This is a genomic window from Streptomyces pacificus, from assembly GCF_011766325.1.
Taxonomy (GTDB): domain Bacteria; phylum Actinomycetota; class Actinomycetes; order Streptomycetales; family Streptomycetaceae; genus Streptomyces; species Streptomyces pacificus.
Genome location: NZ_BLLG01000001.1, coordinates 194699 through 221242, shown reverse-complemented (window position 1 = coordinate 221242; position 26544 = coordinate 194699). Strand labels below are relative to the sequence as shown.

The following is a 26544-nucleotide window of genomic DNA, read 5'->3' as shown; positions in this document are numbered from 1 at the left end:
TTTGTCGCGAGGGAGTTGACGATGAGCAACACCTACGGGGAATGGCTGAAGGCCCAACGCGAAGCCGCCGGCCTCACCCAACAGGAACTGGCCGATGCCGCGATCATGACCCGCTCGCACATCGCCCACATCGAGGCGGGCCGCCGCATCCCGTCGAAGGAGGATGCGCGGCGGCTGGACAGGGCGCTGGGCACGGGGGACGTGCTGAGCAGCTTCCTGCCACAGGAGGGCGGGACGATCGCCGACTACTTCGAGTCAGCGCGGCAGCTCGAACAACAGGCCACGATGATCCGCGAGTTCGCCCTCACCTTTGTCCCCGGCATCCTCCAGACGGAGAGGTATGCGCGGGCAGTTCTCGGCACGACGTTCCCACCCAGGAGCGACGAGGAACGTGACAGGCACGTTGTCACACGGCTCAATCGGGCACAGATCCTCACCGACCCGGTGACGCCGGTAGTGTGGGCCCTTCTGGATGAGACCGTGCTGCGCCGACCGGTCGGCGGCGCGGAAGTCATGGCGGAGCAGATCATGCACATGGTCCGCTTGGGTGAGTCCGGGCGTGTACGTGTGCATGTACTACCGCTCGGCGCCGACATCCACCCGATCAACCAAGGCATGGTCTCGCTCATGTGGTTCGATGACCAGCCTCCGACCGCCTACACCGAGGGCCTGTCCATCGGGAAGCTGCACGACTCCCCAGCCGTTGTCGCGCGGCTTCAGGCTATCTACGATCTCGCACTGAGCGACGCTCTACCACTGAGGGGGTCGCTGGCCATGTTGCGAACGACAGCTAAGGACTACGGGCATCATGACTGAACACATCATCGGTGACGCATCCGCGATGCGCGGCTGGCGTAAATCGTCTTACAGCGGCCCGGAGTCAGGCAGTTGCCTTGAAGTCCTGGACGGCCACCGGTCGGGTATCCCGGTCCGCGACTCCAAGAACCCTCAAGGGCCCGCGCTGGTCTTCGCGACGACTGGCTGGTCTACGTTCGTCACCGCCCTCAAGAACAACGCCTTCCCCGCCTGACCGCGCCGCGCCACATCGGGACGCGTCAAGCCTCTACTCGTACTCGCGTTCCCGTTCGTTCGCCGCCAGCAGTCGCCGCGCGATCTGGCCCTCCAGAAGAGACGGCACCGCGCCGAAGGCACCCGCCAGATAGGACTTCATCAGGTCCTCGTCCTCCCCCGGGGACGCCGCCGTCAGCGGGTACAGGTCCGTCGCGCCTTCCTCGTCCTTCTCGGTCAGCCACACCTGCCCGGGCTCCAGCAGCCGACCGCCGCTCGGGGTGCTGAGCACAGAGGGGTCGTGCGAGGTGAAGACGAGCTGCGCCCCCCGTGGATTCGCCTGCGGGTCGTGGAACAGTCGAACGACCTCCGCGGCGAAGCGCGGGTGCAGGCTGGCATCCAGTTCGTCGACGAGCAGCACGGCGCCTTCGTCGAGGGCGAGGAGCAGGGGACCGAGCAGAGCGAACCAGGATCGGGTACCGAAAGATTCCCGAGTCCAGTCGAAGGCCACGTCTCCCGCGGCGGAGCGGTGGGTGAGCTTGACCGTCGCGGGTCCCGTGCCCTCCTGGACGACCTCCGCACCGGTGATTCCGAGGTCCGCGACCCGCAGCAACTCGTTGATGCGGCGCGCGCGGCTGCCGGTCAGCTCCCGCGTCGTGAAAGCCTCGCGCTGCTCGCGCTCGTCCTCCGGGTTGATCAGCCAGAGGTTGCGGCGGAACCAGTGGAAGAGCGGGGTCAGCTGCGGATGGTTGTCCGTGCCGGCCGTGGACAGCAGCAGGGCGTTGGGCCGGGTGCGCCGCTCGAGTCCGGCCCGGTCCTTCACGCGGTTTCCCGGCCAGTCGTAGACCTCGGCGCGGGACGCGTCGCGGTCCAGCCACACCTGCCGACGGCCTCGGGGATAGCTGTGCAGCCACTCGGCCTCGACCCGGTCCGCACCGAGTTCGAAGCCGTACGTCCAGCGCACGCCGTCAAGGACGAGGTCCACCTCGAAGAAGCTGGCCGACTGCTGCCCGTCCTTGTCGTTCAGGGCGAAGGGAACGCGCGCGGTCCCTTCGAAGGCCGCCCAGCGTGCGTACGAATTGATGACGGCGGCACGCATGTCCGTCATGGCGGCCAGCACGTTCGACTTGCCGGAGGCATTGGCTCCGAAGACGCCGATCAGTGGAAGTACGGCGAGTGACCGGTCACCCGCGAGCCCCACCGGGCGTGCGGACGTGCCCGGGTCGTCCTCGGGCACGACGAACGTCAGCTCCTGCTCGTCGCGCAGTGACCGCACGTTCGCCGTGCGGAATCTCAGCAGCATGCCGGCCCCTCTCCGCGGCCAGAGTAGTGGGCGCGAAGGACAGCGGCTCGATCCGGACGCCGCGTCCGCCCTCTCCCGTCACCGGGGCAGCCCATGAGCACCGGCCCCTGCCCCGGTCCCGACACCGACACCGCCGTGTGACAGGGCCGACGTCACGTCCGGTCATCACGTCCGGCCGCCGGCGCGGATCGTCACGTGCGGGCCCATGCCCGGGCGTGACACCCGGCCGCCACGCCCGGCCGCCTCCCGCCTCCCGCCCGCGCACGTGCCCCGCATCACTCTGGACAGCTTCAACAACCGCCGGGTAACTTATTCTGAGCAAGCGCTTAGACAGCTCTGTGTGCTCGTCTGAACCCAGCCAGTGACCGACACCGTGCCGAGGAGGCGTCCGTGCGCCGGACCGTATTCAACGAGGACCACGAAGCGTTCCGGGAGACCGTCCGCGCCTTCATCGAGGCCGAGGTCGTCCCCGTCTACGACGAGTGGTTCGCCGCCGGCCAGGCGCCGCGCGAGTTCTACGACAAGCTCGGCGAGCTCGGCATATTCGGCATCAACGTGCCCGAGGAGTTCGGCGGCGCGGGCCTGGACACCCACAAGTTCGAGGCCGTCCTCTACGAGGAGACCGCGCGTGCGGGCGTCCACTTCGGCGGCTCGGGCGTGCATGTGCTGCTGGCCCTGCCGTACCTCAAGATGCTCGCCACCGACGAGCAGAAGAAGCGCTACCTGACGAAGTTCGTCACCGGCGAGGAGATGTGGGCGCTGGCGATGACCGAGCCGGGCACCGGCTCCGACGTCGCGGGCATGAAGACCACGGCCAGGCTGTCGGAGGACGGCACGCACTACGTCCTCAACGGCGCCAAGACGTTCATCACCGGCGGCGTCCACGCCGACCGCGTGATCGTGTGCGCCCGCACCTCCGCCCCGCGCGAGGACGACCGCCGTTTCGGCATCTCCCTCTTCGCGGTGGACAGCAAGTCCGAGGGCTACTCCATCGGCCGCAAGCTGGACAAGCTCGGCCTGCGCACCTCCGACACCGCCGAGCTGGCGTTCGTCGACGTCAGGGTCCCGGCCGAGGACCTGCTGGGCGAGGAGAACAAGGGCTTCCACTACCTCGGCCAGAACCTGCCGTCGGAGCGCTGGGGCATCGCCTTCGGCGCGTACGCGCAGGCCAAGGCCGCGATCCGGTTCGCCAAGGAGTACACCCAGGACCGCACGGTCTTCGGCAAGACCGTCGCGTCCTTCCAGAACACCAAGTTCGAACTGGCCGCCTGCCAGGCCGAGGTGGACGCCGCCGAGGCCGTCGCCGACCGCGCCCTGGAGGCGCTGGACGCGGGCGAGCTGACCCCGGCCGAGGCCGCCTCCGCCAAGCTGTTCTGCACCGAGGTCGCCCACCGCGTCATCGACCGGTGCCTCCAGCTGCACGGCGGCTACGGCTACATGAACGAGTACCCGATCGCCCGCCTCTACGCCGACAACCGCGTCAACCGCATCTACGGCGGCACCAGCGAGGTCATGAAGTCGATCATCGCCAAGTCGATGGGCCTCTGACCCTGTGAGCGAGGCTCTCGACGACCTGCTCGATCTGCTCGACCTGGAGCGGATCGAGCAGGACATCTTCCGCGGCCACTCGCGCCCCACGATCGTGCCCCGCGTCTTCGGCGGGCAGGTCGCGGCCCAGGCGCTGGTGGCCGCGGGCCGTACCGCGCCCGAGGACCGCTCGGCGCACTCCCTGCACGCGTACTTCCTGCGGATGGGCGACCCGGGCGCGCCGATCGTCTACACGGTCGACCGCATCCGCGACGGCCGTTCCTTCACCACCCGGCGGGTCGTCGCCGTCCAGCACGGCCAGCCGATCTTCCACCTCTCGGCCTCCTTCCAGGTCCACGAGGAGGGGCTGGACCACCAGGCGGCGATGCCCGAAGCGCCTGATCCGGAGACCCTGCCGACCGCCGCCGAGCGACTGCCCCACTACGCGGGCGGCCCCCTTCACCCGGAGATCGTGCGGCGCATGCTCGAGGTCCGCGCCGCGGTCGACATCCGGTACGTGGGCAGGCCGCCGTACGCCAGCATCGGCGAGCAGCGGGAGCCGCACTCGCAGGTGTGGTTCCGTACCAGCGGCAAGCTCGCGGACGACCCGCTGCTGCACGTCTGCCTCGCCACCTATGTCTCCGACATGACGCTGCTCGACTCGGTGCTGCTGGCCCACGGGCGCGGCGGCTGGGCGGTCGGCGACGTCGTCGGTGCCTCGCTGGACCACGCGATGTGGTTCCACCGCCCGTTCCGCGCCGACGAGTGGCTGCTGTACGACCAGGAGTCGCCGAGCGCGCACGGCGGCCGCGGCCTCGGCCAGGCGCGCATCTACACCCAGGACGGGCGGCTGGCGATCTCGGTGATCCAGGAGGGTGTGGTCCGCGTCCCGCGCGACTGACTCGCGGCCGGGCGCCGCCGTCCACCCGCGCGGTGCGTGGTCCGTCCCGCCCGAGCGACCCGGCGTGAACCGGCAGCCCACCGCGTCCCGCCCGGCCCGGCGCACCGGGCGAGCGCACCGCCCGAGCACACCGGCCGAGGGGCCACCGCGCCGGGGCCCGGTGCACCGGAGCCCATCGGCCCCGCCCCGCCCGACCGGGGGCCGGCCCCGCGCAACCGGCCCTCCGCCCGAGAGGCCCCTCCCGGACCGGCAGGCCCACCGTGTCCCGTCCTGAGCAGCGCCGCGCGAGCCGCCCCGGGTCCGACCGCGCCGACCCGGCCCGCGCACTCCACCGGACCCGGGCCCGGCCGGGCTCCCGGTGTAGGCGTTCAACCAGTCCTCAAAGGACCGGAGCTGACAGCAAGTCGATCAAGCGCTAGATTTCAGGGACGCCCAAGTCCGGTTGATATCAGCGTCATTCGCCGACACCCGGTCCAGGATGCTCGTCCCCCGGCCCGGAGGAGACGACGGGCGGATACGAGGAGGATCGGTGTTCGACGCCATCGTTGTGGGTGCCCGTTGCGCGGGCTCGCCGACGGCCATGCTGCTGGCCCGCGGGGGTCACCGCGTGCTGCTGCTCGAACGGGCCCAGTTGCCGAGCGACGTGCTGTCCACGCATTTCCTCTGGCCCCACGGCATGTCCTACCTCAACCGGTGGGGTCTGCTGGAGGAGGTGCTCAGGACCACTCCCTCGCACACCGCCGTCCACCTCGTGAACGAGGGCATCGCGCTGACCGGGGAGGTTCCGGAGAAGCTCCTGCGTACGCACTTCGAGGAACTGCACGGTGACGGTGGGGGCGTGGTGACCACCCACGCCTCGGTACGCAGGCGGGTGCTGGACGGGATCCTGATGGACGCGGCCGCGTCGGCGGGGGCTGACGTACGCCAGGGCTGCACCGTCGACGAACTGATCGTCGAGGAGGACCGGGTGGTCGGCGTCCGGGGCCGCACCCGGGCGGGCACGCGGTTCGAGGAGCGCGCCCGGATCGTCGTCGGCGCCGACGGGCGGAACTCCTTCGTGGCCCGGGCTCTCGGGCTCGCCAAGTTCGACGAGCGGCCCCGGTGCACGTTCGCCTACTGGACGTACTACTCGGGGTTCGCTCCGGGGGGCCTGCAACTGCACCGCCGCGGCCGCCTCGCCGCCGCCGTGGTTCCGACCAACTTCGACCAGAACATGACGCTGGTGTGGGGCCCGAGCGAGTGGGCCTCCGCCTTCCGCAGCGACGTCGCGGGCCACTTCCAGCAGGCCCTGTCCTTCGTCAGCCCCGACCTGGCCGAGCAGGTGCGCTCCGAGGGACAGCAGGAGGAACGTTTCTACGGGACGCTGGACCAGGCCGCCTATCTGCGTCCGCTGTACGGACCCGGCTGGGTGCTGGTGGGCGACGCCGAGAGCTTCAAGGACCAGTGCACCGCCACCGGCATGACCCACGCCTTCCGCGACGCCGAACTCGCCGCGGCCGCGATCGGCTCCTGGCTCGGCGGCCGCGAACCCCTCGACCGTGCGCTCCGGTCGTACGAGGAACGCCGCCGCAGCCAGAACGCCGCCGCCTACTACGACTACGCCTGCACGCTGGCCGAGATGCGCCCGCTGCGCCACGACGAACTCCAGCTCCTCGCCGCACTGCGCGGAAACCAGGAGGAGACCGACCGCTACATCGCCACCCACGCGGACATCGCCCCCGTCTCCGAGTTCTTCCAGGCGTCCAACCTGTTCCTGATCAATGACGCCGCCCGCGAGACGTCCGACCAGCACGCGATCTTCGACGGCTTCGCCGAGACGTCGCGGAGCTACCTCCGCAACCCGTTCTCCTGAGGCCCCGCTCCCGAATCCGAAGGTGTCCCGCCATGCCCAGCACTCCGGTCCCCCGCACCGACGAGGAACTCGTCCGCATCGTCCTGGAAACCGCCGACCGCGCCCTCAAGGAGCTCGGCGGCCGGCCGGCCGCCGGACCGCCGGCGGATCCCGGGACCCGCCGGAACCTGGCCGGGTCCGCCCGGGAGACGGGCCGGGCGGTGCAGGAGGTATCGGAGATGATGAAGAACTGGGCCACCCACGTCCCCTGGGACGAGCTGGCGGACTTCGCGGACTTCGGCGCCGACGACCCGGCAGGCCCCGAGTCCTTCACCCGCTTCCTGACCGACCGCTACCCCGAGGTGCGGACCGCGCTCGAGGACCTGGTGGAGCCGGCCGCCCTGCGGATCACCGCCGATCCCGACGAGGAGTACGCCCTCGACAAGCAGGCGTACGACTTCTACCGGCCGGCCGGCCGTGACCTGCTGCGGCGCACCGAGGAGTTCCACGACTGGGTCGAAGCCCGCCGGCGCACCGAGACCTGGCAGTACTCCAGGCTCCTGGAGGCCGCGCCCGGCAGCGTCGCGGAGATCAGCAACGACCTCGGCCGCCGGGCCCGCGGCATCAACTTCAACTCCCAGGACTACCTCTCCCTCAACGCGCATCCGGCCGTCCGGGAGGCCGCCGCGCGCGCCCTCGGCGACTTCGGGCCGCACAGCGCGGGATCCCCCATGGTCCTCGGGAACACCCGGCTGTCCAACGAACTCGAGGAGGCCCTCGGCCGGCTGGTCGGGCTGGACCACGTCACGCTGTTCCCCACGGGCTGGTCCGCCGGCTTCGGAACGGTCACCGCGCTCGTCCGCCCGGAGGACTGGGTGGTCATCGACCGGCTGGCGCACTCGTGCCTCCAGCAGGGCGCGCGGGCCGCGAGCAAGAACGTCGTCCGCTACGAGCATCTGAACATCGAGGAGGTGCGCCGCCACCTCGGTGAGATACGGCGCCGCGACAGCCGCAACGGCATCCTGGTCGTGACCGACGGCCTGTTCTCCGTCGACGCCGACTGGCCCGACCTCCTCGCCCTCCAGGAGGTCTGCCACGCCCATGACGCGACGCTGCTCGTCGACGTCGCCCACGACCTCGGTTCCATGGGGCCCGGCGGATCAGGGGTCCTGGGCATGCAGCAGATGACCGGGAAGATCGACCTCGTCATGGGGGCGTTCTCCAAGACCTTCGCCTCCAACGGGGGCTTCCTGGCCTCACGGACACCCGCGGTCAAGCAGTACGCCAAGATGTTCGGCGGCCCGCACTTCTTCTCCAACGCCCTCTCGCCCGTCCAGACGGCCGTCGTCCTGGAGGCGGCAAGGATCGTGGGCAGCGCCGAGGGCGATCGCCTCAGGGCGCGCCTGTTCGCTGCCATCGACGCGCTCCGCGGCGCCCTGGGCGGCCACGGGCTGGAGTGCCTGGGCTCTCCCTCGCCGATCGTCCCGCTGCTGATCGGCAACGAGAAACTGGCCCGTACCGCCAACCGGTTCCTGTTCGACCGCGGGGTGCTCGCCTTCATGGTGGAGTTCCCGGTCACCCCGTCCGGCTCCGCCCGCTTCCGCCTGCAGGTGCAGGCGGCGCACGGGCCCGACGAGGCACGGGAGGCGGCTGCGATCATCAGCGCCTCGGTGGAGGATGCCCGGCAGTACCTGTCGAGCGCCTTCCGCATGGGGACGCGCTGACCCCGTCCCGTCCCCTCCGCCCGGGTGCGGAAGGCCCGGGCGGTTCGGCCCGGGGTGCGAGCGGTCCAGGGCGGTTCTCCCCGGGGGGAGCCGGGTGCGGGTGAGTGGGTGGGGAACGGGCAGGTAGGCGAAGGGCCGGTCGGGCGGGTACGGGCCGGTGCGGGACCCGCTGAGCGCGGGGGCTCCCGCCGCCCGCGCCGCCGCCGGCCGGACCGGCCCTCCTCGCACCCGCACGACCGGCCCGCCGTGCACCAGGACCCGCCGGGCTCAGAGGAGACCGGCCGCGTCCAGCAGATACCCGGTCATCGGTTCGTAGAAGCGCGGGTCCGCGACATGGTCGTCCAGCGGGACCGTGACCCGGACCGTGCCCTCCGCCTCGCCGATGAACAGGGCCGGGTCGTTGCTGTCGGCGAAGCCGACGGCGTCGACGCCCCGCTGTCCCGCGCAGCCCGCCCAGCCGTGGTCGGCGACGACCAGATCCGGCCGGGTGCGGCCGTCCCGCTCCAGCCCGTCCAGGATCGCGGCCATCGGCTCGGGGGAATGCGTGTGCCACAGCGTCGCGCCGCGCTCCAGCACGGCCACGCCGGCGAACTGGAAGACCATGCCCTCGTCGGCGGTGAGCCCGGAGGGGATGCGGACGATCTCGCAGCCCGCGGAGCCGAGCGCGTCCGCGATCTGCCGGTGCACGTCGAGCAGCCCGCCGGGGTGCCCGGTGGCGAAGAGGACGGACTCCCGCCCGGCGGCGGCCTGCTTCAGCCGGGCCGCCATCCGGTCGAGGGCGTCCACGGTCAGCTCCGGGTCGATGGTGTCCTGGCCGACCCGGTACCGCGGGTCGTCGTTGACGCCGCAGCGCTCGGCCATGACGGCCAGGACGTCCTGCTCGTCGCTCCAGCGGTCGCCGAGCTCCAGCCCGAGCCAGTAGTGGCGGTCCCCGTTGGCGAGCTTGCGGTAGTGGGAGAGGTTGTTGTCGCGCGGGGTGGCGACCTCTCCCGCGATACGGGTGCGGACGAGGTGGTCGACAAGGGCGGCGCGGTTCGGTATCGGCATGCGCCCATTGTGCCGCCGACTGCGCGGAGCGTGCACGGCGTCCCGGATGCCGCGCCGCGGACCGCCGCGCGCGGTCCCTCCCGCTACGGGAGCGAGGCGAACGCCCCGTGGGCGAGCCTGCGCAGCAGGTCCTCCATGGCCGTGCGGCCCGGCAGCCCGTTGCCGTGCGAACCGAGGTGCGGGGTGGAGTTGAGCAGGCCGAAGACGGCGTGGACGGCAGCCCGGACCTGGCCCTCGCCGGTATCCGGGTGCAGTCGCCGGACGACCTCCACCCACAGTTCGACGTACTGGCGCTGGAGCTGACGCACCAGCTTGCGGTCACTGTCCCGCAGCCGGTCCAGCTCCCGGTCGTGGAGGGTGATCAGCGGGCGGTCGTCGAGGGCGAAGTCGATGTGCCCGTCGATGAGCGAGGCGAGCACCTCCTCGGCCACGCCGTCCGCCTCGGCGACCCGCCGCCTGCCGCCGTCCAGCAGCCGGCCGGAGATGCCGACCAGCAGCTCGGCGAGCATCGCGTCCTTGCCGGGGAAGTGGCGGTACAGCCCGGGGCCGCTGATGCCGACGGCGGCGCCTATCTCGTCGACGCCGACGCCGTGGAAACCGCGCTCGGCGAAGAGGCGCGCGGCCTCCCTGAGGATCTGCTCGCGACGGGTCGGAGCGTCGGTCCTGGTGCTCATGCCGCCAATTCTAGACAACCCGGTTAGCGCTCGTTAACCTGGCGGCAGTGGGTTAACGCTCATTAACACGAACGATGCTCTGACAGGGGGCACCAGACCATGCGGGAAGCACCTGTGCTGACGAGTGCGGCGGACCCCGCCTCGGACGCCTGGGGGGTCAACGAGGCGGCGCACCACGCCCTGGCCGACACCCTGCGCGCGAAGCTGGCGGCGGCCCGGCTCGGCGGCGGGGAGCAGGCCCGGGCACGCCACACGGCGCGCGGGAAGCTGCTGCCGCGCGACCGGGTCGACACGCTCCTGGACCCGGGCTCGCCCTTCCTGGAGCTGGCCCCCCTCGCGGCCGACGGGATGTACGAGGGGCAGGCCCCGGCGGCCGGAGTGATCGCCGGCATCGGCCGGGTCGGCGGCCGCGAGGTGGTGGTCGTCGCCAACGACGCCACGGTCAAGGGCGGCACGTACTACCCGATGACGGTGAAGAAGCATCTGCGCGCCCAGGAGGTGGCCCTGGAGAACCGGCTGCCGTGCGTCTACCTCGTCGACTCGGGCGGCGCGTTCCTGCCCATGCAGGACGAGGTCTTCCCCGACCGCGAGCACTTCGGCCGGATCTTCTACAACCAGGCGCGGCTCTCCGCCGCCCGCATCCCGCAGGTCGCCGCGGTGCTCGGCTCCTGCACGGCCGGCGGCGCCTACGTCCCGGCGATGAGCGACGAGGCCGTGATCGTGCGGAACCAGGGCACGATCTTCCTCGGCGGCCCCCCGCTGGTGAAGGCCGCGACCGGTGAGGTCGTCACGGCCGAGGAGCTGGGCGGCGGCGAGGTGCACTCCCGGGTCTCCGGCGTCACGGACCACCTCGCGGAGAACGACGCCCACGCGCTGAGGATCGTGCGGACCATCGTGTCCACCCTCCCCGGGCGGGGTCCGCTGCCCTGGCCGGTGGAGCCCGTCGAGGAGCCCAGGACCGACCCGTTCGGGCTGTACGGTGCGGTGCCGGTGGACTCCCGCACGCCCTACGACGTCCGGGAGATCATCGCCCGGGTCGTGGACGGCTCCCGGTTCGCCGAGTTCAAGGCAGAGTTCGGCACGACGCTGGTCACCGGCTTCGCCCGGATCCACGGCCACCCGGTCGGGATCGTCGCCAACAACGGCATCCTGTTCGCCGAGTCGGCCCAGAAGGGCGCCCACTTCATCGAGCTGTGCGACCAGCGCGGCATCCCGCTGCTGTTCCTGCAGAACATCTCCGGCTTCATGGTCGGCAGGGACTACGAGGCGGGCGGGATCGCCAAGCACGGCGCCAAGATGGTCACGGCCGTGGCCTGCACCCGGGTGCCGAAGCTGACGGTCGTCGTCGGCGGCTCCTACGGGGCGGGCAACTACTCGATGTGCGGCCGCGCCTACTCGCCCCGGTTCCTGTGGATGTGGCCCAACGCCAAGATCTCGGTGATGGGCGGCGAGCAGGCCGCGTCCGTGCTGGCCACCGTCAAGCGGGACCAGTGGGAGGCGCGCGGCGAGTCGTGGCCCGCCGAGGCCGAGGAGGCCTTCAAGGCCCCGGTCCGCGCCCGGTACGAGCAGCAGGGCAACGCGTACTACGCCACGGCCCGGCTGTGGGACGACGGGGTGATCGACCCGCTGGAGACCCGGCAGGTGCTGGGGCTCGCCCTGACCGCATGTGCCAACGCCCCGCTGCCCGAGAGGGACGCCTCGGCGCCCGGCTTCGGCGTATTCCGGATGTGAGGACCACTGTGACGTTCGAAGGACAGCGGATGTTCGACACCGTTCTGGTCGCCAACCGCGGCGAGATCGCGGTCCGCGTCATCCGTACGCTGCGGGCCCTCGGGGTCCGCTCGGTCGCCGTGTACAGCGACGCGGACGCCGGCGCCCGGCATGTGCGGGAGGCGGACACCGCCGTCCGGATCGGCCCGGCGCCCGCCGCCTTGAGCTACCTCTCCGCCGAGCGCCTGCTGGAGGCCGCCCGCCGCAGCGGCGCCCGGGCGGTCCACCCCGGATACGGCTTCCTCGCGGAGAACGCCGGCTTCGCCCGCGCCTGCGAGGAGGCGGGCCTGGTCTTCATCGGGCCGCCCGCCGGGGCGATCGCCCTGATGGGCGACAAGATCCGGGCCAAGGAGACCGTGCGGGCGGCCGGGGTCCCGGTCGTGCCGGGCTCCTCCGGCTCGGGGCTCACCGACGGCCAGCTGGCCGAGGCGGCACGGGAGATCGGCATGCCGGTCCTGCTGAAGCCCTCGGCGGGCGGCGGCGGCAAGGGCATGCGGCTGACCCGGGTGGAGTCGGCCCTGCTGGAGGAGATCGCGGCCGCCCGGCGGGAGGCGCGCGCGTCGTTCGGCGACGGCACCCTGCTGGTGGAGCGGTGGATCGACCGCCCGCGGCACATCGAGATCCAGGTCCTCGCGGACGGCGCCGGCAACGTGGTGCACCTCGGCGAGCGCGAGTGCTCACTCCAGCGCCGCCATCAGAAGATCATCGAGGAGGCGCCGTCCGTCCTGCTGGACGAGGGGGTCCGCGCGGCGATGGGCGAGGCCGCGGTGCAGGCGGCCCGGTCCTGCGGCTACCGGGGAGCGGGCACGGTCGAGTTCATCGTCCCCGGCGGCGACCCGTCCTCGTACTACTTCATGGAGATGAACACCCGTCTCCAGGTCGAGCACCCGGTGACCGAACTCGTCACCGGCCTGGACCTGGTGGAGTGGCAGCTGAGGGTGGCCGCGGGCGAGGAACTGCCCTTCGGCCAGGAGGACATCGCGCTCACCGGCCACGCGGTCGAGGCCCGCGTCTGCGCGGAGGACCCGGCCCGCGGCTTCCTGCCCTCGGGCGGCACGGTGATCTCCCTGAGCGAGCCGGCCGGCGAAGGGGTGCGCACCGACTCCGGTCTCAGCGAGGGCGCGGAGGTGTCCAGCCTCTACGACCCGATGCTGTCGAAGGTGATCGCCTACGGCCCCGACCGGCCGACCGCCCTGCGCAGGCTGCGCGCGGCGCTGGCGGACAACGTCACCCTGGGCGTGCCGACGAACGCGGGCTTCCTGCGCCAGCTGCTCGACCACCCCGCGGTGGCCGCGGGCGAACTGGACACGGGGCTCGTCGAGCGGGAGGCGGAGTCCCTCGTCGACGGCACGGTTCCGCCGGAGGTGTACGCCGCCGCCGCGCTGCTGCGGGAGCCGCCCGCACAGGTGGACGCCTCGGGCTGGACGGACCCGTTCTCCGTCCCCGGCGGCTGGCGGCTCGGTGGCGAACCCGCCTGGACCGTCCACCACTTCCGCGTCCCCGGCCACGACCCGGTGGAGGTCCGGCTGCGCGGCGCCGAGGCGGTCGTGGACGGTGGGGAGGTGCGGCAGGTCAGACGCACCGGGCGCGCCGGGAGCACGTCCCCGGGCAGGGGGACGGGCGCGAACTCCGGCACGGGATCCGGCACCGGATCGGGATCGGGCACGGGAACGGGAACGGGATCCGGCACCGGCACCGGCACCGGCACGGGATCGGGATCGGGATCGGGAACGGCGACCACCGGGGTGGAGGTCGACGGTGTCACCCACACCTTCCACCACGCCGCCTCCCCCGACGGGGTCTGGCTGGGCCGGGACGGCGACTCCTGGCATGTGCAAAACCACGACCCGGTCGCCGCCGGTCTGAGCGGTGCGGCCCGGCAGGGCGCCGGCACACTCGCCGCGCCGATGCCCGGCACCGTCACGGTCGTCAAGGCGGCGATCGGCGACCAGGTCGACGCCGGGCAGAGCCTGCTCGTCGTCGAGGCGATGAAGATGGAGCACGTCATCTCCGCCCCGCACGCCGGGACCGTCACCGGACTGGACGTCGCCCCGGGGGCGACCGTCGTCATGGACCAGGTCCTGGCGGTCGTCGCCCCGCGCGGCGGCGAGGGGAAGGAGGACACGCCATGACCGGGGCACTGCCGATGGAGGTGCCCGCCGCCGGGCTGCCGCCGCGTGTACGGATCCACGAGGTCGGGCCGCGCGACGGGCTGCAGAACGAGCGGCAGGTCGTCCCGACCGGGGTGAAGGCCGAGTTCGTCCACCGCCTCGCCGCGTCCGGGCTGACGACGGTGGAGGCGACCAGCTTCGTCCACCCGAAGTGGGTGCCCCAACTCGCCGACGCCGAGGACCTGTACCCCCGCCTCGCCGACATCGAGGGGGTGGCCCTGCCGGTCCTCGTGCCCAACGAGCGCGGGCTGGACCGCGCCGTCGCCCTCGGGGCCCGTCGGATCGCCGTCTTCGCGTCGGCGACGGAGACCTTCGCCGCCCGCAACCTCAACCGCACGGTCGAGGAGTCGCTGGCCATGTTCGCGCCCGTGGTGGCCCGCGCGAAGGACGACAAGCTCCATGTCCGCGGCTATCTGTCGATGTGCTTCGGCGACCCGTGGGAGGGCGCGGTGCCGGTCGGCCAGGTCGTCCGCGTCGCCCGGCGGCTGAGGGACCTGGGCTGCGACGAGCTCAGCCTCGGCGACACCATCGGCGTCGCCACCCCGGGCCATGTGCGGGCCCTGCTCGCCCGGCTCGACGAGGAGGGTGTGCCCACCGGCGCCGTCGGGGTCCACTTCCACGACACCTACGGCCAGGCACTGGCCAACACCCTCGCGGCCCTCCAGTACGGCGTCACCACCGTCGACGCCTCCGCGGGCGGCCTCGGCGGCTGCCCGTACGCGAAGAGCGCGACCGGGAACCTCGCCACCGAAGACCTGGTGTGGATGCTCCACGGCCTCGGCATCGAGACCGGGGTCGACCTCGGCCGGCTCACCGCCACCAGCATGTGGATGGCCGAACGGCTGGGCCGCCCCAGCCCGTCACGCACCGTTCGCGCCCTCGCGGGCACGGCGTCCCACAAGGAGTCCTAGCCATGTCGCTCGACCACCGCCTCGCCCCCGAGCACGACGCACTGCGCCGCACCGTGGCGGAGTTCGCCCACGATGTCGTCGCCCCCAGGATCGGCGACCTCTACGAGCGGCACGCATTCCCGTACGAGATCGTCCGGGAGATGGGCCGGATGGGCCTGTTCGGTCTGCCCTTCCCCGAGGAGTACGGCGGGATGGGCGGGGACTACCTCGCCCTGGGCATCGCCCTGGAGGAGCTGGCGCGCGTCGACTCCTCCGTCGCCATCACCCTGGAAGCCGGGGTCTCGCTCGGCGCGATGCCCGTCTTCCGGTTCGGCACCGAGGAGCAGAAGCGCGCCTGGCTGCCCCGGCTCTGCTCGGGTGAGGTCCTCGGCGCCTTCGGGCTGACCGAGCCGGACGCCGGCTCGGACGCGGGCGGCACCAAGACCACCGCCGTACGCGACGCGTCGACCGGCGAGTGGGTGATCAACGGCTCCAAGTGCTTCATCACCAACTCCGGCACCGACATCACGGGCCTGGTCACGGTCACCGCCGTCACCGGCCGCACGGACGCGGGCAAGCCGCTGATCTCCTCCCTCATCGTCCCCTCGGGCACGCCGGGCTTCACCGTCGCCGCCCCCTACTCGAAGGTCGGGTGGAACGCCTCGGACACCCGGGAGCTGTCGTTCTCCGACGTCCGCGTCCCGTACGCGAACCTGCTGGGCGAGGAGGGCCGGGGCTACGCCCAGTTCCTGCGCATCCTCGACGAGGGCCGGATCGCCATCGCCGCGCTCGCCACGGGTCTGGCGCAGGGCTGTGTGGACGAGTCGGTGAAGTACGCCAAGGAGCGCCATGCCTTCGGCCGCCCGATCGGTGCCAACCAGGCCGTCCAGTTCAAGATCGCCGACATGGAGATGCGCGCGCACATGGCCCGGATCGGCTGGCGCGACGCGGCGTCGCGGCTCGTCCTCGGCGAGCCGTTCAAGAAGGAGGCGGCACTGGCGAAGCTGTACTCCTCGACGGTCGCCGTCGACAACGCCCGCGACGCCACGCAGATCCACGGCGGCTACGGCTTCATGAACGAGTACCCGGTGGCCCGCATGTGGCGCGACTCCAAGATCCTGGAGATCGGCGAGGGCACCAGCGAGGTCCAGCGGATGCTGGTCGCGCGGGAGCTGGGGCTGTCCGGGTAGTCCGGGGCAGCGGGTCCGCGCGGGGGCCGGCCGCCGGCCGCCCGCCGGGCAGGGACGGGGCGGAAGCGTCCGCCGGGGCCGGGGCTCCCGCAGGGGCCGGGGCTCCCGCAGGCAGGGATACCCCCCGGCGATACGAGCATGAGGTTAGGCTAACCTACCTTCGAACTTGCCCGATGGCCGAACCGGCACGTCAGAAAGCGACTCCGCCATGCCCGATGCCAGAGCCATAACCCTCACCCGCCGTGGACTGCTCGCCGCCGGAGGCGCCCTCGGGATCGGCGCCGCGCTCACCGCGTGCGGGGGCGGAGGCGGGACCGACAGTGAAGCGAGCGCTGGAGCAGGCTCCGGAGCGAGCGCCGGCACCTGGCAGTTCAAGGACGACCGCGGCCAGGTCGCCGAGGCCGAGACCACCCCGGAGAACATCGTCGCCTTCACCGGTACGGCGGCCGCGCTCCACGACTTCGGCATCGAGGTGAAGGGCGTCTTCGGCCCCACGTATGTCGAGGACAAGGCGAAGGGCACCAGGACACCGGGCGTCCAGGCGGGCGACCTCGACATCGACAAGGTCGAGGTCCTCGGCAACATCTGGGGCGAGTTCAGCGTCGAGCAGTACGCGGCCCTGGCACCGGACGTGCTCATCACCGACATGTGGGAGAAGGGCTCCCTCTGGTACGTGCCGGACGAGTCCAAGGACAAGATCCTGAAGCTGGCCCCGAGCATCGCCCTGTCCGCCGCCGACCGGACGATGCCGAAGGTCCTCCAGCGCCACGTCGAGCTGGCCGAGTCCCTCGGCGCCGATACCGGGGCCGCGAAGGTCACGGACGCCAAGGCCGCCTTCGAGAAGGCCGCGGCCCGGCTGCGCGCCGCCGCCAGGGCGAAGCCGGAGATCAAGGTGCTGGTCGGCTCGGCGAGCGCCGACCTGTTCTACGTCTCCAGCCCGGCCCGCCCGACCGACACGCTCTACTTCAAGGAGCTCGGCGTCAACTTCGTGACGCCGGGGAATCTGGACGAGGGCGGCTGGTTCGAGGGCCTCAGCTGGGAGAACGTCGACAGGTACCCGGCCGACGTCATCATGATGGACAACCGCGCCTCCGCCCTCCAGCCCGACGCCCTGAAGTCCAAGCCGACCTGGGCCCAGCTGCCCGCCGTCCAGGCCGGCCAGGTCGTCCCGCGCGTCACCGAGCCGATCTACTCCTACGAGAAGTGCACGCCGATCCTCGAGGACCTGGCCGAGGCCATCGAGAACGCGACGAAGGTCGCCTGACCCATGCCGGCAGCCGAGGCCGTACCGTTTCGCTTCTTTCCCCTCCGGGTCGTACGGACGCGACGGCTCGGCCCGTCGCTGATCCGCATCACCTTCGGCGGGGGCGCCTCCCGGTCCGAAGGCTCCGGAGGCGAGACCCTCCGGGCCTTCGCCTCCGGAGGGCGCGACCAGTCCCTCTCGCTCTTCCTGCCGCAGCCCGGGCAGGAAGAGCCCGTCATCCCGCTCCCCGGGGAGCAGGACATATACGCGCGCCTCGGCGCGTGGCGGGCGCTGCCGGAAGGCGAGCGGGCCGTGATGCGCTCGTACACGGTCCGCGCCCAGCGTCCGGACGCCGGTGAACACGGCGAGATCGACATCGACTTCGCGGTGCACGAGGACGGCGGCCCGGCGTGCCGATGGGCGCTGAGGGCCTCCGCCGGAGACCGGGTGACGGTCCTCGGTCCGGCGGTCGCCGACAACACCGCGGTCCGCTTCCGGCTGCCCGAGGACGCCGACTCCGTGCTGATCTGGGCGGACGAGACGGCGCTGCCCGCCGCCGCGGCCGTGCTCGAATGGCTGCCGCGCGGGATCCGCGCGCAGGTCTGGATCGAGGTGCCGCACGCCGGGGACCGGATGGAGCTCGCGACCGCGGCCGAGGCCGCGGTCACCTGGCTGGTGCGGGACGAGGGGGCGCCCCGGGCGGTCGAGGCCGTAGGCGACGCCGAGTTCGGCAGCGCCCCGTACGCGTGGCTCGCGGGCGAGTCGGGTTCCGTGAGGGCGCTGCGCCGCCATCTCGTCACAGAGCGCGGACTCCACCGCCGCCGGGTCGCCTTCGTCGGCTACTGGCGCACGGGCCTCAGCGAGGACGCGCTGCGGGAGGCCCCGGACGACGGCACATAGGCCGCACACCGGCGCCCTCGGGGCACGTCGGCCACACCCGCTGCCGTGTCGGGGCAGTCGGCCACGGCCCCAGCCAGGGCTGCCGACCAGACCCTCCAGTGCCCTTGGCCGCTCCCCTCGCCGGCGCGGCCGGCACCGACGTCCTCGACACCGCCGGCGCCATCGGCCCCCGTCGCCCCGCAGCGGGGCCGACGGCCGTGCGCCGCACCGGGGGAGCTGCCGGGTGTGAGCCAACTCGCGCTCTCCTCAACGAGGCAGGGGCCAACGGAAGCAGACATTCAGGTTAGGCTAACCTAAATTCCACCCTCGCTGCCCGCCTCTGCCCCCAGGGGACGGGCCTTGACACGTCCCGCACCGGGAGGACCACCACCATGCGCTCGCACCTGCTCAACGGCACAACGGCGGAGCTCTACCGCAGCTCGGTGACCGAAGGAGTCGAGCGGGTGGCGAGCAGACTCGCCACAACCAGCCGGCCGTTCACCGGAGTCTCCCCGGACGAACTGGCCCCGGCGATCGCCGCGGTCGATCTCGACCAGCCGCTCGGCGACTCCTCCGCCGCCCTGGACGAACTGGAGCGGGTGTACCTGCGCGACGCGGTCTACTTCCACCACCCCCGCTACCTCGGCCACCTCAACTGCCCCGTCGTCATCCCCGCCGTGCTCGCCGAGGCCGTCCTCTCCGCCGTCAACTCCTCCCTGGACACCTGGGACCAGAGCGCCGGCGGCACCCTGATCGAGCGCAAGCTCATCGACTGGACCACCCGGAGGATCGGACTCGGACCGGCCGCCGACGGCGTGTTCACCAGCGGAGGCACCCAGTCCAATCTGCAGGCGATGCTGCTCGCCCGCGAGGAGGTGAAGCCAGCGGACCGGGAGGACCTGTCGAAGCTGCGCGTCTTCACCTCCGAGTGCAGCCACTTCAGCGTCCAGAAGTCCGCCGGCCTGCTCGGCCTCGGCCCGGACGCCGTGGTGTCCGTACCCGTCGACCGCGAACGGCGCATGCAGACCGTCGCACTCGCCACCGAGCTGGAGAAGGCCCGGCGCGCCGGGCTCGTCCCCATGGCGGTCGTCGCCACCGCCGGCACCACCGACTTCGGGTCCATCGACCCGCTGCCCGAGATCGCCGCGCTGTGCGGGGAGTACGGCACCTGGATGCACGTCGACGCCGCCTACGGCTGCGGGCTCCTCGCCTCGCCGACCCGCCGCGGGCTCCTCGAGGGCATCCAGCACGCCGACTCGGTCACCGTCGACTACCACAAGTCCTTCTTCCAGCCGGTCAGCTCGTCCGCCGTGCTGGTCCGCGACCGCGCCACGCTGCGGCACGCCACCTACCACGCCGACTACCTCAACCCCCGGCGCACGGTGGAGGAGCGGGTTCCCAACCAGGTGGACAAGTCCCTCCAGACCACCCGCCGCTTCGACGCCCTCAAACTGTGGATGACCCTGCGCGTCATGGGCGCGGACGGGGTCGGCCGGCTCTTCGACGAGGTGTGCGACCTCGCCGCGGAGGGCTGGCGGCTGCTGGCCGCGGACCCCCGCTACGACGTCGTCGCCGAGCCCCGGCTGTCCACCCTGGTCTTCCGCTGCATCCCGGGGCGGGTCGCCTCCCCCGCGGAGATCGACCGGGCGAACCTGTACGCCCGCAAGGCCCTCTTCGCCTCGGGGGAGGCCGTCGTCGCCGGAACCAAGGTCGACGGCCGCCAATACCTCAAGTTCACCCTGCTGAACCCCGAGACGACCGCGTCCGACATCGCCGCCGTCCTCGACCTCATAGCCGGCCACGCCGAGCAGTACCTTGGAGAGAACCTTGTCCACGCTTCCTGAGCACCGTGACATCCACGATTTCATCGGTATCGGGCTCGGTCCGTTCAACCTCGGCCTCGCCTGCCTCACCGAGCCCGTCGAGGAGCTGAACGGCCTCTTCCTCGAGTCCAAGCCCGACTTCGAGTGGCACTCCGGCATGTTCCTCGACGGCGCCCATCTGCAGACGCCGTTCCTGTCGGACCTGGTCACCCTCGCCGACCCGACGTCGCCGTACTCCTTCCTCAACTACCTCAAGGAGAAGGGCCGGCTCTACTCGTTCTACATCCGTGAGAACTTCTACCCGCTGCGCACCGAGTACAACGACTACTGCCGCTGGGCCGCCGCGAAGCTGAGCAGCATCCGCTTCGGCACCACGGTCGTCCGGGTCGAGTTCGAGGAGGCGGACGAGGTCTACGCCGTGCACACGGCCGCGGGCGAGACGTTCCGCGGCCGCAGGCTCGTCCTGGGCACCGGCACCCCGCCGTACGTCCCGGAGCCCTGCCGGGACCTCGGCGGCGACGTCATCCACAACTCCGGCTACCTCCAGGCCAGGGAGGAGCTGCGGAAGAAGGAGTCGATCACGCTCGTCGGCAGCGGCCAGAGCGCCGCGGAGATCTACCAGGACCTGCTCTCCGAGATCGACGTGCACGGCTACCGGCTCAACTGGGTCACCCGCTCCCCCCGGTTCTTCCCGCTGGAGTACACCAAGCTGACCCTGGAGATGACCTCCCCCGAGTACGTGGACTACTTCCACGCGCTGCCGGAGGCCACCCGCTACCGGCTGGAGACCCAGCAGAAGAACCTCTTCAAGGGCATCGACGGGGAACTCATCAACGAGATCTTCGACCTGCTGTACCAGAAGAGCCTCGCCGGCCCGGTGCCGACCCGCCTGCTCACCAACACCGCCCTGTGCACGGCCTCCTACCAGGACGGTACGTACACGCTGGGGCTGCGCCAGGAGGAGCAGGAGAAGGACTTCGAGATCAGGACCGAGGGCCTGATCCTCGCCACCGGCTACCGCTACGTCACGCCCGAGTTCCTCGAGCCCGTGCGCGACCGGCTGCGCCGGGACGGCCGGGGCCGCTTCGACGTCGCCCGCAACTACTCGATCGACACCACCGGGCGCAGCGTCTTCCTGCAGAACGCGGGGGTGCACACGCACTCCATCACCTCGCCCGACCTGGGCATGGGCCCGTACCGCAACGCCTACCTCATCGCCGAGATGCTCGGCAGCGAGTACTACCCCGTGGAGAAGACCATCGCGTTCCAGGAGTTCGCCGTATGAGCACCGCCGCCCCCGGCCTGGGGACGTTCTCCTTCCGTCCTGTCGGCCTTTCCCCTGCCTCCGGCGGGGAGACCCCAACCCCTGCCCCCGGCGGGGGGAACCCGACCCCTGCCCCCGGCGGGGGGAACCCGACCCCTGCCCCCGGCGGGGGGAACCCGAGTGACGCCGAACTGCTGCACCAGTGGATCACCCACCCCAAGGCCGCCTTCTGGATGATGCAGGACGCGCGGCTGGAGGACGTCGAGCGCGAGTACATGAGGATCGCCGCGCACGAGCACCACGAGGCGTTCATCGGGCTGCACGACGGCGAGCCGGCCTTTCTGATGGAGCGCTACGACCCGCGCCATGTGGAGCTGGCCGGCCTGTACGAGCCCGAGCCGGGCGATGTCGGCATGCACTTCCTCGTCGCCCCGACCACCACCCCGATCCACGGCTTCACCCGGGCCGTGATCACCGCGGTGATGCGGGAGCTGTTCGCCGACCCGGCGACACGCCGGGTCGTCGTTGAACCGGACGTCGGCAACAAGGCCGTGCACGCGCTCAACGAGGCCGTCGGTTTCGTGCCCGAGCGGGAGATACGAAAGCCCGAGAAGAAGGCGCTGCTGAGCTTCTGCACACGTGAGCGGTTCGAGGCGGCCACCGGGGTCACGGAGGTGCCGCGATGAGCACGGCGATCGACAGCGTCTCCCACCTCACCCCCGAGCTGTGGGCCGAGGCCAACCGGTTGCTGGTCCGCAAGGCCCTCGCCGAGTTCTGCCACGAGCGGCTGCTCGCGCCGAGGGCCCTCGGGGACGGCCGCTGGGCGGTGCTCGGCGACGACGGCAGGACCGAGTACCGGTTCGCCGCCGGGCGGCTGGCACTCGACCACTGGCAGGTCCGGGCGGACTCCGTGACCCGCCACCGCGACGGCGCCGAACTCCCCCTGGACGCCCTGGAGTTCTTCATCGAACTGCGCGGCGCACTCGGCCTCACCGACGAGATCCTGCCGGTGTACCTGGAGGAGATCTCCTCCACCCTGTCCGGCACGGCGTACAAACTCGGCAAGCCCGAGGTGTCCGCGAGCGCACTCGGCCGCGCCGGGTTCCAGGACATCGAGACCGGGATGACCGAGGGCCACCCCTGCTTCGTCGCCAACAACGGGCGGCTCGGCTTCGGCATCCGCGAGTACCACCGGTACGCTCCGGAGGCCGCCGCCCCGGTCCGGCTGCTCTGGGTCGCAGCGCACCGGTCGCGTGCCGCGTTCACCTCCTGCACGGACCTCGGCTACGAGAACCTGATGCGGGCCGAGCTGGGCCAGGCGGCGCTCGACCGGTTCGACGCCCGGCTGCACGACCTCGGGCTGGACCCCGGGGACTATCTGCTGATGCCCGTGCACCCCTGGCAGTGGTGGAACAAGCTCTCCGTCACCTTCGCCGCCGAGGTGGCCCGGCGGCGGCTGGTCCCGCTCGGCGAGGGTGACGACGAGTACCTGGCCCAGCAGTCGATCCGCACCTTCTTCAACACCAGCCACCCGTCGAAGCACTATGTGAAGACGGCCATGTCCGTGATCAACATGGGCTTTATGCGGGGGCTGTCCGCCGCGTACATGGAGGCCACGCCCGCCATCAACGACTGGCTCGCCGACCTGATCGCGAGCGACGACGTACTGACCGCCGCACGCTTCTCGATCATCCGCGAGCGGGCCGCGGTCGGGTACCGGCACCTGGAGTACGAGGCCGCGACGGACCGCTTCTCCCCCTACCGGAAGATGCTGGCCGCGCTCTGGCGCGAAAGCCCGGTGCCCGCCCTCAAGGACGGGGAGCGGCTGGCGACGATGGCCGCGCTGCTGCACACCGACCGCTCGGGGAAGTCCTTCGCCGGCGCGCTGATCACCGAGTCGGGCCTGGCGCCCGAGCAGTGGCTGCGCCGCTACCTGGACGCCTACCTGCTGCCGGTGCTGCACTGCTTCTACGCGTACGACCTGGTCTTCATGCCGCACGGGGAGAACGTCATCCTGGTGCTCGGCGAGGACGGCACGGTGGACCGGGCGATCTTCAAGGACATCGCCGAGGAGATCTGCGTGATGGACCCGGACGCGGTCCTTCCGCCCGCGGTCGAGCGGGTGCGCGCCGAGGTGCCCGAGGACATGAAGCTGCTGTCGGTCTTCACCGATGTCTTCGACTGCTTCTTCCGGTTCCTCTCCGCGGCGCTCGTCACCGAGGGGGTACTGGAGGAGGACGCCTTCTGGCGGACGGTCGCCGAGTGCGTCACCGGCTACCAGGAGTCGATGCCGCACCTGGGGGAGAAGTTCGCCCGGTACGACATGTTCGCACCGGAGTTCGCGCTGTCCTGCCTGAACCGGCTCCAGCTGCGCGACAACAAGCAGATGGTGGACCTGGCCGACCCGTCGGGCGCCCTCCAGCTGGTGGGTGACCTGGAGAACCCGATCGCGCGGTTCCGGTAGCCCGCACGGCGACGACGGCGACGCGGTCCGGGAGCCCGCACGGGCGGCAGGCCGGGGCGGGCGACAGGCCGGGCGGGCGGCAGGCCGGGCGGGCGTCCTGCGGGGTACGGTCCCTCCGCAGGGCGTCTGCTCCTCGTCGGACCGCCGGCGCTCCCCGTCAGCGCGCCGGGCCGGGAGGGGCCGCCGGGTGCGCCGGGCCCGGGAGCCGGGCGCCCGGAAGGGACCGCCCCGGGCGCCCGGCCGCCACCGCCACCGCCCTGGTGATTCGCCGCGATCACGGCAGCCCTGATCACCGTCGTCGCACGGCTTCCGCGCCCATGGGCGCGGAAGCAGCCGCACGTGCGCGCGGTACGCGACCTACGTGACCTGCCTGGCATACGCGCCGTACGCCCACCCGCGGGCGCGCGGGCGCGCGGGCACTGAGCGTGAGCGAGCCCGCGTCGAAGATGAGCGCGAGCGGGCCGGCTCGGCGGGTCCGGTGCCGTATGCCATCGCGATCACGCCGGTTCGTGCCCGGAATCGGGCAGGAATCTTGCGTTCCACCCCGACGGCACCTCAGTATCTACGGGTGCCCGAACGCCGTATGTCGCATGACGACCTTGTCGACCATCTGGTGCGCAGCACCGCGCTCCGGCGCGGTGAGGCGGCCCGCGTGGTGCTGGACGTGCTGGCGTTCTTCGACGAGACGACCGAGGAGTTCGTCCGGCGCCGCCACCGGGAGCTGCAGTCCGGCGGGGGCGTGAACGCGGAGATCTTCGAGCGGATCGCAGCCGAACTGCCGCATCGCGCGGTGGCTCCCCCGGAGCTGTCGCTGCGGCAGCTGCGCCGCATCGTCTACGGCTGAGCCGCCGCGGGGACCGCGCGCGCCGCGCACCCCGCGTGCCGTGCGACCGGGCACACACACAGGAACATCGTCCAAGGGGCAGAGACTCTATGTGCGGAATCGTCGGTTACATCGGGAAGCGCGATGTCGCGCCGCTGCTGCTGGAGGGGCTGGCGCGGCTGGAGTACCGGGGCTACGACTCCGCGGGCATGGTGATCACCAGCCCCAAGGGCACCGGCCTGAAGATGGTCAAGGCCAAGGGCCGGGTCCGCGACCTGGAGGCCCGCGTCCCCAAGCGCTTCGCCGGCACCACCGGCATCGCCCACACCCGCTGGGCCACACACGGCGCCCCCAGCGACCACAACGCCCACCCCCACATGGATCCCGGCGACAAGGTCGCGGTGGTCCACAACGGCATCGTCGACAACGCGTCCGAGCTGCGCGCCAAGCTGGAGGCCGACGGCGTCGTCTTCGCCTCCGAGACCGACACCGAGGTCCTCACCCACCTGATCGCCCGCTCCCAGGCCTTCTCGCTGGAGGAGAAGGTCCGCGAGGCGCTGAAGGTCGTCGAGGGCACCTACGGCATCGCCGTGATGCACGCCGACTTCAGCGACCGCATCGTCGTCGCCCGCAACGGCTCCCCCGTCGTCCTCGGCGTCGGCGAGAAGGAGATGTTCGTCGCCTCCGACGTCGCCGCGCTGGTCGCCCACACGCGCCAGGTCGTCACCCTCAACGACGGCGAGATGGCCACCCTGAAGGCCGACGACTTCCGTACGTACACGACCACGGGCACGCGGACCACCGCCACGCCCGAGACGGTCGAGTGGGAGGCCGCCTCGTACGACATGGGCGGCCACGACACCTATATGCACAAGGAGATCTCGGAGCAGGCCGACGCCGTCGACCGCGTGCTGCGCGGCCGGATCGACGACCGGTTCTCCACCGTGCACCTGGGCGGTCTGAACCTGGACGCACGCGCGGCCCGCGGCATCCGACGAGTGAAGATCCTCGGCTGCGGCACCTCGTACCACGCGGGACTGATCGGTGCCGGGCTCATCGAGTCCCTGGCCCGTGTCCCCGCCGACTCCGAGCCGGCCTCCGAGTTCCGCTACCGCAACCCGGTCGTGGACCCCGACACCCTCTACATCGCCGTCTCCCAGTCCGGTGAGACCTACGACGTGCTCGCGGCCGTCCAGGAGCTCAAGCGCAAGGGCGCCCGCGTCCTCGGCGTCGTGAACGTGGTCGGCTCCGCGATCGCCCGCGAGACGGACGGCGGCGTGTATGTGCACGCGGGTCCCGAGGTCTGCGTCGTCTCCACCAAGTGCTTCACCAACACGGTCGTCGCCTTCGCGCTGCTCGCTCTGCACCTGGGCCGCATCCGCGACCTGTCCGTCGCCGACGGCAAGCGGATCATCGAGGGCCTGCGCAGGCTGCCCGCCCAGATCTCCGAGATCCTCGAGTCCGAGGACGAGATCAGGAAGCTGGCGGACGAGTACGCCGACGCCAAGTCGATGATGTTCATCGGCCGGGTCCGCGGCTACCCGGTGGCGCTCGAGGCCTCCCTGAAGCTCAAGGAGATCTCCTACATCCACGCCGAGGCCTACCCGGCCTCCGAGCTGAAGCACGGTCCGCTGGCGCTGATCGAGCCGGCGCTGCCGACGGTCGCGATCGTCCCGGACGACGAGCTGCTGGAGAAGAACCGCGCCGCGCTGGAGGAGATCAAGGCCCGCAGCGGCCGGATCCTCGCGGTCGCCCACCAGGAGCAGGAGCGGGCCGACCACACGATCCTCGTCCCCAAGAACGAGGACGAGCTGGACCCGATCCTCATGGGCATCCCGCTCCAGCTCTTCGCCTACCACACGGCCCTGGCCCTCGGCCGGGACATCGACAAGCCGCGGAACCTGGCCAAGTCGGTCACCGTGGAGTAGGTCCGGTCCGGCCTGCGCCGGTCCGGCCGGCTCCGGTCCGGCCCGGCCCCGCACCGGCCCGTTCACACCTCGGTCCCGCACCGG

General features: G+C 71.6%; 21 protein-coding genes. 18 read left to right on the top strand and 3 right to left on the bottom strand.

Annotated elements, in window-relative coordinates; all coding sequences use genetic code 11:
- Positions 1 to 21 precede the first annotated feature (21 nt).
- Both SCWH03_RS00940 and SCWH03_RS00935 read left to right on the top strand, forming a co-directional pair.
- Positions 22 to 816 carry a helix-turn-helix domain-containing protein gene (locus SCWH03_RS00940; RefSeq protein ID WP_173260611.1) on the top strand — a complete coding sequence of 265 codons (795 nt, stop codon included), beginning with the start codon at positions 22 to 24 and terminating at the stop codon, positions 814 to 816.
- Positions 809 to 1030 (top strand): DUF397 domain-containing protein, encoded by a 222-nt coding sequence (locus tag SCWH03_RS00935; protein ID WP_173260609.1) that lies wholly within the window; start codon positions 809 to 811, stop codon positions 1028 to 1030. The genes SCWH03_RS00940 and SCWH03_RS00935 overlap by 8 nt, the downstream gene beginning before the upstream one ends.
- Positions 1031 to 1063: 33 nt before the next feature.
- Here the strand turns inward: SCWH03_RS00935 and SCWH03_RS00930 are convergent, their stop codons facing one another.
- Positions 1064 to 2311: an AAA family ATPase gene (locus SCWH03_RS00930; RefSeq protein ID WP_173260607.1), complete on the bottom strand. Its 1248-nt coding sequence runs from the start codon at positions 2309 to 2311 to the stop codon at positions 1064 to 1066.
- 390 nt (positions 2312 to 2701) lie between these two features.
- Between SCWH03_RS00930 and SCWH03_RS00925 the strand changes: the two genes are divergently transcribed.
- From SCWH03_RS00925 to SCWH03_RS00910, 4 genes are all read left to right on the top strand, one after another.
- A complete protein-coding gene (locus SCWH03_RS00925; protein ID WP_173260605.1) occupies positions 2702 to 3859 on the top strand; it encodes an acyl-CoA dehydrogenase family protein in 1158 nt (385 codons plus the stop codon).
- 4 nt (positions 3860 to 3863) lie between these two features.
- The gene (locus tag SCWH03_RS00920) at positions 3864 to 4739 is read left to right on the top strand and encodes an acyl-CoA thioesterase (protein ID WP_173260603.1); all 876 of its coding nucleotides are present in this window, start codon (positions 3864 to 3866) and stop codon (positions 4737 to 4739) included.
- Positions 4740 to 5268: 529 nt separating this feature from the next.
- On the top strand, positions 5269 to 6591 hold the full coding sequence (locus SCWH03_RS00915; RefSeq protein ID WP_216854700.1) for an NAD(P)/FAD-dependent oxidoreductase: 1323 nt from the start codon (positions 5269 to 5271) through the stop codon (positions 6589 to 6591).
- A 32-nt stretch (positions 6592 to 6623) separates the two neighbouring features.
- Entirely contained in the window at positions 6624 to 8294 is a 1671-nt protein-coding gene (locus SCWH03_RS00910; protein ID WP_173260599.1) for an aminotransferase class I/II-fold pyridoxal phosphate-dependent enzyme, read from the top strand.
- A 267-nt stretch (positions 8295 to 8561) separates the two neighbouring features.
- Here the strand turns inward: SCWH03_RS00910 and SCWH03_RS00905 are convergent, their stop codons facing one another.
- Entirely contained in the window at positions 8562 to 9341 is a 780-nt protein-coding gene (locus SCWH03_RS00905; RefSeq protein ID WP_173260597.1) for a phosphatase, read from the bottom strand.
- Positions 9342 to 9424: 83 nt separating this feature from the next.
- Positions 9425 to 10015 carry an SACE_7040 family transcriptional regulator gene (locus SCWH03_RS00900; RefSeq protein WP_173260595.1) on the bottom strand — a complete coding sequence of 197 codons (591 nt, stop codon included), beginning with the start codon at positions 10013 to 10015 and terminating at the stop codon, positions 9425 to 9427.
- 99 nt (positions 10016 to 10114) lie between these two features.
- Between SCWH03_RS00900 and SCWH03_RS00895 the strand changes: the two genes are divergently transcribed.
- The 12 genes from SCWH03_RS00895 (at position 10115) to glmS (ending at position 26460) form a co-directional block, all read left to right on the top strand.
- Entirely contained in the window at positions 10115 to 11746 is a 1632-nt protein-coding gene (locus SCWH03_RS00895; protein ID WP_173260593.1) for a carboxyl transferase domain-containing protein, read from the top strand.
- Positions 11747 to 11775: 29 nt separating this feature from the next.
- The gene (locus SCWH03_RS00890; RefSeq protein WP_173260591.1) at positions 11776 to 13917 is read left to right on the top strand and encodes an acetyl/propionyl/methylcrotonyl-CoA carboxylase subunit alpha; all 2142 of its coding nucleotides are present in this window, start codon (positions 11776 to 11778) and stop codon (positions 13915 to 13917) included.
- Entirely contained in the window at positions 13914 to 14867 is a 954-nt protein-coding gene (locus SCWH03_RS00885; RefSeq protein ID WP_173260589.1) for a hydroxymethylglutaryl-CoA lyase, read from the top strand. Before SCWH03_RS00890 ends, SCWH03_RS00885 begins: the two co-directional genes overlap by 4 nt.
- A 2-nt stretch (positions 14868 to 14869) precedes the next feature.
- Positions 14870 to 16036, top strand: coding sequence for an acyl-CoA dehydrogenase family protein (locus SCWH03_RS00880; RefSeq protein WP_173260587.1), 1167 nt, complete (start codon positions 14870 to 14872; stop codon positions 16034 to 16036).
- Positions 16037 to 16244: 208 nt separating this feature from the next.
- A complete protein-coding gene (locus SCWH03_RS00875; protein WP_173260585.1) occupies positions 16245 to 17300 on the top strand; it encodes an ABC transporter substrate-binding protein in 1056 nt (351 codons plus the stop codon).
- Between the two features lie 3 nt (positions 17301 to 17303).
- The gene (locus SCWH03_RS00870) at positions 17304 to 18179 is read left to right on the top strand and encodes a siderophore-interacting protein (RefSeq protein WP_173260583.1); all 876 of its coding nucleotides are present in this window, start codon (positions 17304 to 17306) and stop codon (positions 18177 to 18179) included.
- 371 nt (positions 18180 to 18550) lie between these two features.
- Positions 18551 to 20002: a pyridoxal phosphate-dependent decarboxylase family protein gene (locus tag SCWH03_RS00865; RefSeq protein ID WP_173260581.1), complete on the top strand. Its 1452-nt coding sequence runs from the start codon at positions 18551 to 18553 to the stop codon at positions 20000 to 20002.
- Entirely contained in the window at positions 19986 to 21266 is a 1281-nt protein-coding gene (locus tag SCWH03_RS00860; RefSeq protein ID WP_173260579.1) for a lysine N(6)-hydroxylase/L-ornithine N(5)-oxygenase family protein, read from the top strand. Before SCWH03_RS00865 ends, SCWH03_RS00860 begins: the two co-directional genes overlap by 17 nt.
- Positions 21263 to 21931, top strand: a complete 669-nt coding sequence (locus tag SCWH03_RS00855) for a GNAT family N-acetyltransferase (protein WP_254076479.1) — start codon at positions 21263 to 21265, stop codon at positions 21929 to 21931. The genes SCWH03_RS00860 and SCWH03_RS00855 overlap by 4 nt, the downstream gene beginning before the upstream one ends.
- Entirely contained in the window at positions 21928 to 23709 is a 1782-nt protein-coding gene (locus tag SCWH03_RS00850) for an IucA/IucC family protein (protein WP_173260576.1), read from the top strand. Before SCWH03_RS00855 ends, SCWH03_RS00850 begins: the two co-directional genes overlap by 4 nt.
- 568 nt (positions 23710 to 24277) lie before the next feature.
- Positions 24278 to 24553, top strand: coding sequence for a hypothetical protein (locus tag SCWH03_RS00845; RefSeq protein WP_173260572.1), 276 nt, complete (start codon positions 24278 to 24280; stop codon positions 24551 to 24553).
- An 89-nt stretch (positions 24554 to 24642) separates the two neighbouring features.
- Entirely contained in the window at positions 24643 to 26460 is a 1818-nt protein-coding gene (gene glmS / locus SCWH03_RS00840) for a glutamine--fructose-6-phosphate transaminase (isomerizing) (protein WP_173260571.1), read from the top strand.
- Positions 26461 to 26544 lie beyond the last annotated feature (84 nt).

Coding starts and splice junctions, on each gene's coding strand:
- SCWH03_RS00940 (WP_173260611.1), top strand. CDS start 22: ATGAGCAACACCTACGGGGAATGGCTGAAGGCCCAACGCGAAGCCGCC.
- SCWH03_RS00935 (WP_173260609.1), top strand. CDS start 809: ATGACTGAACACATCATCGGTGACGCATCCGCGATGCGCGGCTGGCGT.
- SCWH03_RS00930 (WP_173260607.1), bottom strand. CDS start 2,311: ATGCTGCTGAGATTCCGCACGGCGAACGTGCGGTCACTGCGCGACGAG.
- SCWH03_RS00910 (WP_173260599.1), top strand. CDS start 6,624: ATGCCCAGCACTCCGGTCCCCCGCACCGACGAGGAACTCGTCCGCATC.
- SCWH03_RS00905 (WP_173260597.1), bottom strand. CDS start 9,341: ATGCCGATACCGAACCGCGCCGCCCTTGTCGACCACCTCGTCCGCACC.
- SCWH03_RS00900 (WP_173260595.1), bottom strand. CDS start 10,015: ATGAGCACCAGGACCGACGCTCCGACCCGTCGCGAGCAGATCCTCAGG.
- SCWH03_RS00895 (WP_173260593.1), top strand. CDS start 10,115: ATGCGGGAAGCACCTGTGCTGACGAGTGCGGCGGACCCCGCCTCGGAC.
- SCWH03_RS00890 (WP_173260591.1), top strand. CDS start 11,776: ATGTTCGACACCGTTCTGGTCGCCAACCGCGGCGAGATCGCGGTCCGC.
- SCWH03_RS00885 (WP_173260589.1), top strand. CDS start 13,914: ATGACCGGGGCACTGCCGATGGAGGTGCCCGCCGCCGGGCTGCCGCCG.
- SCWH03_RS00880 (WP_173260587.1), top strand. CDS start 14,870: ATGTCGCTCGACCACCGCCTCGCCCCCGAGCACGACGCACTGCGCCGC.
- SCWH03_RS00875 (WP_173260585.1), top strand. CDS start 16,245: ATGCCCGATGCCAGAGCCATAACCCTCACCCGCCGTGGACTGCTCGCC.
- SCWH03_RS00870 (WP_173260583.1), top strand. CDS start 17,304: ATGCCGGCAGCCGAGGCCGTACCGTTTCGCTTCTTTCCCCTCCGGGTC.
- SCWH03_RS00865 (WP_173260581.1), top strand. CDS start 18,551: ATGCGCTCGCACCTGCTCAACGGCACAACGGCGGAGCTCTACCGCAGC.
- SCWH03_RS00855 (WP_254076479.1), top strand. CDS start 21,263: ATGAGCACCGCCGCCCCCGGCCTGGGGACGTTCTCCTTCCGTCCTGTC.
- SCWH03_RS00850 (WP_173260576.1), top strand. CDS start 21,928: ATGAGCACGGCGATCGACAGCGTCTCCCACCTCACCCCCGAGCTGTGG.
- glmS (WP_173260571.1), top strand. CDS start 24,643: ATGTGCGGAATCGTCGGTTACATCGGGAAGCGCGATGTCGCGCCGCTG.